Origin of the sequence: Methanoculleus sp. UBA413, assembly GCF_002502935.1 — an archaeon.
Taxonomy (GTDB): Archaea; Halobacteriota; Methanomicrobia; order Methanomicrobiales; family Methanoculleaceae; genus Methanoculleus; species Methanoculleus bourgensis.
This window is the reverse complement of the sequence record NZ_DAQR01000081.1, coordinates 31,702-39,275: the sequence shown is the minus strand read 5'-3', so window position 1 is coordinate 39,275 and position 7,574 is coordinate 31,702. Positions and strand designations below refer to the sequence as shown.

At 65.4% G+C, this 7,574-nt stretch carries 5 protein-coding genes; 3 read left to right on the top strand and 2 right to left on the bottom strand.

Translation table 11 applies throughout. The annotated features are described in order from the left end of the window. A partial coding sequence (mutL, locus tag BP858_RS06615; protein ID WP_286879154.1) for a DNA mismatch repair endonuclease MutL occupies positions 1-1,727 on the bottom strand: 1,727 nt, incomplete at its 3' end. A 7-nt stretch (positions 1,728-1,734) separates the two neighbouring features. Continuing rightward, positions 1,735-4,347 carry a DNA mismatch repair protein MutS gene (mutS, locus tag BP858_RS06610; RefSeq protein WP_286879153.1) on the bottom strand — a complete coding sequence of 871 codons (2,613 nt, stop codon included), beginning with the start codon at positions 4,345-4,347 and terminating at the stop codon, positions 1,735-1,737. Between the two features lie 127 nt (positions 4,348-4,474). Between mutS and BP858_RS06605 the strand changes: the two genes are divergently transcribed. Genes BP858_RS06605 through BP858_RS06595 form a run of 3 tightly spaced genes read left to right on the top strand, consistent with a single transcriptional unit; the run spans position 4,475 to position 7,331 of the window. Then, the gene (locus tag BP858_RS06605; protein WP_062261472.1) at positions 4,475-5,728 is read left to right on the top strand and encodes a 3-isopropylmalate dehydratase large subunit; all 1,254 of its coding nucleotides are present in this window, start codon (positions 4,475-4,477) and stop codon (positions 5,726-5,728) included. A 5-nt stretch (positions 5,729-5,733) separates the two neighbouring features. Next, positions 5,734-6,225, top strand: a complete 492-nt coding sequence (locus tag BP858_RS06600) for a 3-isopropylmalate dehydratase small subunit (protein ID WP_286879152.1) — start codon at positions 5,734-5,736, stop codon at positions 6,223-6,225. Beyond that, the gene (locus BP858_RS06595; protein WP_014866216.1) at positions 6,210-7,331 is read left to right on the top strand and encodes a 3-isopropylmalate dehydrogenase; all 1,122 of its coding nucleotides are present in this window, start codon (positions 6,210-6,212) and stop codon (positions 7,329-7,331) included. The genes BP858_RS06600 and BP858_RS06595 overlap by 16 nt, the downstream gene beginning before the upstream one ends. Positions 7,332-7,574: the final 243 nt, after the last annotated feature.

Sequence of the window (7,574 nt, the reverse complement as noted above, 5' to 3'; positions counted from 1 at the left end):
TTATCGAACGCCACCACCGTCGGCCTCCCGTGCGGGCACGTCCAGGGGGTCTTCGTCCGGGCGAGCTGTGCGAGGAGACGTCTCTGCTGGTCGTGCGTGAGAAGGACGCCGGCCTTCACCGCGCCCCTGCAGGCGACGATGCAGGTGACCGCCTCCCGCCGGTCGGGATTGGTGCGGGACGCTCCGGTGAGGAGGTCGGCGATCGTCTCCCTGACAACCCCGGGGTCCTCAAGTGCGCCGAGGGCGGCCGGCACCGCCCGGACGGCGAAGGTGTCCCGGCCGAACTCCTCGACTACGAACCCCTCCTCCGCCAGGACCGGCATCGCGTCGCGGAGCGCGGCAGACTCCCGCGGCGGGAGGGAGAGGACGGCAGGCATGATCAGTTCCTGGGTCTCGGGCGCTGCGTCGCGCCGTTCCACGACCTGGTCGTAGAGGATCCGCTCATGGGCCGCGTGCTGGTCGATGAGATAGAGGGTCCCGTCGGCCCCTTCAGCCACGATGTAGGTCGCCGCCACCTGTCCCACCGGCTTCATGGCGGGGAGGAGGTTCTCGGCATCCCCTGCTTCCTCCGTCCTGCGGAGCTGCCGGTCTGAGAGGGTGAGAGCCCGGTGGCCGGCCGCGTAGGTAGCGGTCGGCTCGGCCACCGGCGGCATCGGTTCCGGCTCCGCCGGGACGATCTGCTGCTGCACCTGCTCCGCCGCCGCTGCTTCGCGGGCGAGGTCGCACCCGGCGAGCGCCTCCTCGACGGCGGCCGCAACCGCAGAGAGGATCTCCCGTTCTCTGGAGAGCCGGACCTCCCGCTTGGTCGGGTGGACGTTGACGTCCACGAGACCGGCTTCAAGCGAGAGGTCGACGAACGCCACCGGGTAGCGGTCTTTCGGGAGGAGGGTGCCGTAGCCCTCCCGTACGGCCGCAGTGATCTGCCGGGAGGTTATGCTCCTGCCGTTGATGCTGATCGCGACCTGCGAGGGGTTCCCCCGGCTCTCGGACGGGCGGGACAGGTACCCGCTGATCCGGAGGAGAGGGGTTCTCGCGTCGATGGGGATGAGTGTGCGGGCAAGGTCAGCGCCGTAGAGACCTGCGATGGCATTCAGGAGTCCGCCCGACCGCTGGGTCGCCATCCGCTCTCTCCCGTTGTGCACCACCCGGAACGCGACCTCGCCGTGCGCGAGCGCGAGGTTCTCCGCAACCCCGTAGATGTGGGCGAGCTCGGTGTTCCTGCTCTTTAAGAACTTCCGGCGGGCGGGGGTGTTGTAGAAGAGGTGTTTCACGATCACCGTCGTCCCCTCCGGTGCCCCCACGTCGTTCTTCTCCACAACCTCGCCGCCCCTGACCACCACCCTGGTGCCGGCGAGCGCCCCTGAGTCCCGGGGACGGGTGACCAGGGTCACCTCCGCGACGGCGGCGATGCTTGCGAGCGCCTCCCCCCGGAACCCCAGGGTCCGGATGAATGAGAGGTCGGCGATATCCCGGATCTTGCTCGTCGCATGCGGCTGGAACGCAAGCACCGCCTCCTCCGGCGTCATCCCTTCCCCGTCGTCGGTCACCCGGAGCATCGTGATCCCGGCAAGGTCCGAGGAGACCTCGACGAGGATGCTCGTCGCTCCCGCATCGACAGCGTTCTCCAGGAGTTCTTTTACCACCGATGCCGGCCGCTCCACGACTTCGCCGGCCGCGATCTGGTTGACCGTGTCGGGGTCGAGGACCTGTATCTTCGTCCCGGTCATACTCCCCTCACTCCTCCCCGTTTGCGAGTTTCTGGAGGCGGCAGAGGGTGTTTAACGCCTCTATCGGCGTCATCTCGTTCGGGTTTAAGGTCGCAAGTTCCCTGACCGCCGGGTTCTCCTCCACGACTCCTTCGCCGGGATCGACGAGGAGCATCTGGGTATACCGGGGAGCCCGCGGCCCGCCCGAGAACTCACGCTCCGACGCCTCCTTGAGAAGTTTCATCGCCCGGTCGGTCACCTTCTTCGGGATCCCGGCAAGACGCGCCACGTGGACGCCGTAGCTCCTGTCGGTCGCGCCTGGGATGATCTTTCTGAGGAAGACGACATCACTTCCGGTATCCTTCACCGCGAAGTGGAAGTTCTTCACCCGCGCAAGCGACCCCTCGAGGTCAATCAGGTCATGGAAGTGGGTCGCAAAGAGGGTCCGGGGTCCGGCAACCGCTTTCCCGTGCAGGAACTCCACCACCGCCCTGGCGATCGAGCACCCATCAAGCGTGCTCGTCCCCCGCCCGATCTCGTCAAGGACCACCAGGCTCTGCGGCGTTGCATTATTCAGGATGTTTGCAAGTTCCAGCATCTCCACCATGAACGTGGACTGCCCGGAGGCGAGGTCGTCAAACGCCCCTACCCGGGTGAAGACCCGGTCGACGATCCCGATGGTGGCATGGCGGGCCGGGACGAAACTCCCCATCTGGGCCATGATGCAGCAGAGCGCCACAGCCCGCATATAGGTGGACTTACCGGCCATGTTCGCCCCGGTGATGATCATGATCTGGTCACCGGCAGAGTCGAGTTCGGTGTCGTTCGGGACGAACGGAACCGGGAGGTGCCGCTCCACCACCGGGTGGCGGCCGTCCCTGATGATGATCCGGCCGCTCTCCTCGATCACCGGACGGGAGTAGCCGTAGCGGGCGGCGACCTCACCGAGGGCCGCGTAGACGTCGAGCAGCCCGACCGCCCGGGCGGTCGCCTGGAGGTCGGGGACATGCGCCGCAAGCGTTCTTACAAGTTCGGTGTATAGCTCGGCCTCAAGCGCCGCGAGCCGCTCCTCCGCGGTGGCGATCATCGCCTCCTTCTCCCTGAGGTCAGGTATCGTATAGCGCTCGGCGTTTGCGAGCGTCTGCCGGCGCTCGTACTCAGGCGGCACCAGATGGAGGTTCGGCTTCGTCACCTCGATGTAGTAGCCAAAGACCCGGTTGTAGCCGACCTTGAGCGACTTGATGCCGGTCCTCTCCCGTTCCTGCTGCTGGAACTCCGCGATCCAGTTCTTCCCGGTCGTCGCGAGGTGCCGGAGTTCGTCGAGTTTTCTGTTGAACCCCTCCCTGATCATACCCCCGGACTTTGCGAGGGCCGGGGGATCGTCCACGATCGCCCTCCCGACGAGGTCGATGACCCCGGCATGGTCGCTCATCGCATCGAGGGCTTCCCTGACGAGGAGCGGGGCGTCATCGCTGAAGAGCGATTTTACGTCCGGGATACACTCAAGCGACTCTTTCAGCGTCGCAAGGTCCCGGGGACCGGCGTTCCCGTAGGCGATCCTCCCTGCAATCCGCTCGATGTCTGAGAAGTCGCCGAGGATTGAACGGAGTTCCTGCCGCTCAAGAGCGTGGTCAAAGAAGTGCTCAACAGCATCAAGCCTCTCGTCGATGGCAGTCTTCCCGATGAGCGGGCTGATCAAAAACGACCGCATCGTCCGGCTCCCCATCGAGGTCTCGGTGGTGTCGAGCACAGAGAGAAGCGTGTTCCCATCGCCGCTCCCCCGGATGCTTGTCGTGATCTCAAGGTTTCGCAGGGTGATCGCATCGAGCACCATGTTTCCGGTCGGTATCCTGCTCGCGATGCCTGAGATGTGGGGGAGGGACGACTGCTGGGTCTCCTGGGCGTAGCGGAGCGCCGCTCCGGCCGCGGCAACCGGGGCCGTCAGCCCCTCGCACCCGTAGCCCTCAAGCGTCGTCGTCCCGAACTGCTCGCAGAGGCGGGCATACGCTGCGTCGGGGTCAAAGGCGTCGTCGCGGTAGCGGCTCACCGTCACCCCGAGGGTCTCAAGCCTCCCCGGGAGGCCACCCTGGAGGCTCTCCGGGATGATCGCCTCCGTCGGGCGGTACCTGACCACCTCAGAGACGAGATCGGCGTAATCGCGTCCGCCGCTGCCTGAAGAGATGAAGAACTCGCCGGTGGAGACGTCCAGGAACGCGAGACCGAAGGTATCCTTCCGGTCGGGGGCGACCGCCATTAGGTACTGGGCTCCCGCGGAGCCGAGCATCGAGGAGTCGATGAGCGTTCCCGGGGTGACCACCCTCGTGACGTCCCGTTTCACGACCCCTTTTGCGGTCTTTGGGTCCTCCACCTGGTCGCAGATCACCACCCGGTACCCCTTGTTCACCAGGCGGGCGATGTAGCCGTCGGCGGCGTGGAGGGGGACGCCCGCGAGCGGCATCCGGTCGCCGTTCTTATCCCGGCCCCGGGATGTCAGCACGATATCGAGTTCCCGGGCCACCACGCCGGCGTCCTCACCGAAGGTCTCGTAAAAGTCCCCCATCTGGAAGAAGAGGATAGCATCGGGGTACCGGGCCTTCACTGAGTAATACTGCCGCATTGCCGGGGTTGGTCCGCTGGTCATCGTTTCTCTTCACTAATTCCGCGCGGTATCACATAAGGTACTCGGCCCCGGGAAACAGGATGGAGAGAGCGCCGATTCCCTGCCAAACTAGATACGTCTGGAGCGCGTACCCATACCGCGATACTGCATGGCGGCGACGATCGCAGAAAAGATATTTTCCCAAACGTGCGGCAGGGCCGTCCGCGCGGGCGACGTGGTGATGGCACCCGTGGATGCAGCGATGATCCATGACATCACCGGCCCGCTGGCGGTCCGGGTCTTCCGTGAGATGGGAGGAGAACAGGTCTTCGACCCCGAGCGGATCATCATGCTCTTCGACCACCAGGTTCCCGCCGACTCCATACCGGCGGCCGAGAACCACGTCTTCATGCGCCGGTTCGCAGAGGAGCAGGGGATCCACAACTACGACCTCAACGAGGGCGTCTGTCATCAGGTGGTGATGGAGAAGGGGCGGGCGGCGCCCGGCGAGATCATCGTCGGCACCGACTCGCATACCTGCACCTACGGGGCCGCAGGGGCGTTTGCGACCGGTATCGGTTCGACCGATATGGGTTTTGTCCTGAAGTTCGGGGCGCTCTACTTCCGGGTGCCTGAGAGCATCAGGATCGAGGTGGACGGGACGTTCGGCCGGCGGGTGGGGGCAAAAGACCTGATCCTCTCGCTTGCCGGGGATATCGGCGCCGACGGCGCGACCTATAAGGCGCTTGAGTTCTCCGGCGGGGCCATGCGTGCGATGAATATGGCGGGCCGGATGACCTGTGCCAACATGGCGATCGAGATGGGGGCAAAGGCGGGGATTGTGCCGCCCGACGCGACCACCTGGGATTACGTCGCCGCACGCCGGGAGGTGGAGCCCTTCGACCTTGCAGGCGACCCCGGCGCCAAGTACGCCGAAACCCGGCGCTACGACGTCACCGATCTCGCACCTCAGGTCGCCGTCCCCCACAACGTGGACAACGTCGTGGATGTGGGTCGGGTGGCAGGGACGAAGGTCGACCAGGTCTTCATCGGCTCCTGCACGAACGGCCGCTACGAGGATCTCGCCGAGGCGGCCGAGGTTCTCGGGACCGCTGATGCGTTCGCGGACGGTGTCCGGGTGATCGTCATCCCGGCTTCGCGCACCGAGTACCTGAAAGCGCTCCGGGCCGGGCTCATCGAGCGGTTTGTCGAGGCGGGGGCACTGGTCGAGGCGCCCTGCTGCGGCCCCTGCATGGGCGGCGCGTTTGGCCTCCTCGCCCCGGGGGAAGTCTCGCTCTCGACGTCGAACCGGAACTTCCGGGGCAGGCAGGGGAGTGCCCAGGCATCGGTCTACCTGGCCTCGCCGGCGACGGCGGCGGCAAGCGCCCTCTACGGCGAGATCACCGACCCGAGGGAGGTGTGAAGGATATGCGGGTATGGAAATTCGGCAATGATATCGATACTGACGCGGTCATCCCGGGCAGGTTCCTGACGATCTATGATCCCGCGGAACTTGCGAAGCATGCGTTTGAGGGGACGAGAGATGAATTTGCACGGGAGGTCCGGGAGGGCGACGTCGTGGTGGCGGGCAGCAACTTCGGGTGCGGCTCTTCCCGGGAGCACGCGCCGCTCGCGCTCATCGGGGCTGGCATCAGGGTCGTCGTCGCAGAGTCGTTTGCGCGGATCTTCTACCGGAACGCCGTCAACACCGGGCTCCTGCCGCTGGTCTGCGCCGGGGCAGGCGAGATCCGGGACGGCGATACCGTAACGGTGGATCTCGGCGGGGGCTTTATCGAGGTGAACGGGAAGCGGCTCGCCGTCGAGCCGGTGCCCGGGTTCCTGAAGAGCATCGTCGATGCCGGCGGCCTCGTGGCCTACGCGAAAGACCTTGACGAGGTGGAGACATGCAGCACCAGGTAGCCGCCATCGGCGGGGACGGCATCGGCCCCGAGATCATAGCGGCAGGAAAGGAGGTTCTCGACGCCGCAGGGGAGCGCTTTGGGTTTGATATCGCGTGGACCGACTTCGACGTCGGGGCCGAGCGCTACCTCAGCACGGGCGAACTCCTCACCGAGGAGGATCTCCGGGAACTCTCGAAGTTCCGGGCGATCTACTTCGGCGCCATCGGTGATGAGCGGGTGAAGCCCGGGATCCTCGAGAAGGGGATCCTGCTTGCGATCCGGTTCCACTTCGACCAGTTCGTCAATCTCAGGCCGATCAAACTCCTTGAGGGCGCCCCGACGCCGCTCGCGAACAAGGGGCCGGAGGATGTCGACTTCGTGGTGGTCAGGGAGAACACCGAGGACTTCTACGTCGGTATCGGCTCACGGTTCACGGGTGCGCGCGAGCAAAAGACGCTTGAGGTCGTCCGCGACCTCTACAACATCAAGTTCGGGCTTGATGTCGAGACCGACGCCGACGAGATAGCCTACCAGATCGGTGTCGTCACCCGGCCGGGCGCGGAGCGGGTGATCCGCTACGCCTTTGACCTGGCCGCAGCGAGGGAGCGGAAGGTCACGTCGGTCGACAAGGCAAACGTCCTCTCCGACGTCTACGGCCTCTGGCGGGATGTCTTCAACCAGGTCGCCACCGGGTACCCGGACGTCGCGACCGAGTTCACCTTCGTCGACGCGGTCACGATGTGGTTCGTCAAGAACCCGGAGTGGTTCGATGTCGTCGTCACCCCGAATATGTTCGGCGACATCATCACCGACCTCGGTGCCATGATCCAGGGCGGGCTCGGGCTCGCTCCCGGCGGGAACATCAACCCGGCAGGCACCTCGATGTTTGAGCCGATCCACGGCTCGGCGCCGAAGTACCGGGGTCAGGACGTCGCAAACCCGCTCGCCACCATCTGGGCGGGCTCGATGCTCCTCGACCACATCGGCGAGCGCGAGGCGGCGAGGGCAGTCCTCAGCGCGATCGAGCAAAGCATCCTTGACGGGTTCGTGACCCGGGATATGGGCGGTGCGAAGAAGACGAGCGAGGTCGGCAGGTATGTTGCGTCGCTCGTGAAGAGGGCGTAGGGCTGCCGGGATACTTTTTTTATAGGGCTGCCCGCCCCCCTGCTGCACCAGGCCATTTTGCAGGTGTGCGGCTGGCGATCCTCCACACCCTGCAAAATAAGGTGAAATGCTCCCCTCCTGGACTGTTTCACCTTAATTTTCCACGAAGACCTTCCCTGGTTGGCGACCGGGAGGCTGCCCTGGTCCGGCTTGTGCGGGGAGGGGGCTCGTCCCCATATAGGCTAACGTTTGGTATGGAGACTC

Excerpts from the sequence above, each read along its gene's own strand:
- mutS (WP_286879153.1), bottom strand. The coding sequence starts at position 4,347 with ATGACCAGCGGACCAACCCCGGCAATGCGGCAGTATTACTCAGTGAAG.
- BP858_RS06605 (WP_062261472.1), top strand. The coding sequence starts at position 4,475 with ATGGCGGCGACGATCGCAGAAAAGATATTTTCCCAAACGTGCGGCAGG.
- BP858_RS06600 (WP_286879152.1), top strand. The coding sequence starts at position 5,734 with ATGCGGGTATGGAAATTCGGCAATGATATCGATACTGACGCGGTCATC.
- BP858_RS06595 (WP_014866216.1), top strand. The coding sequence starts at position 6,210 with ATGCAGCACCAGGTAGCCGCCATCGGCGGGGACGGCATCGGCCCCGAG.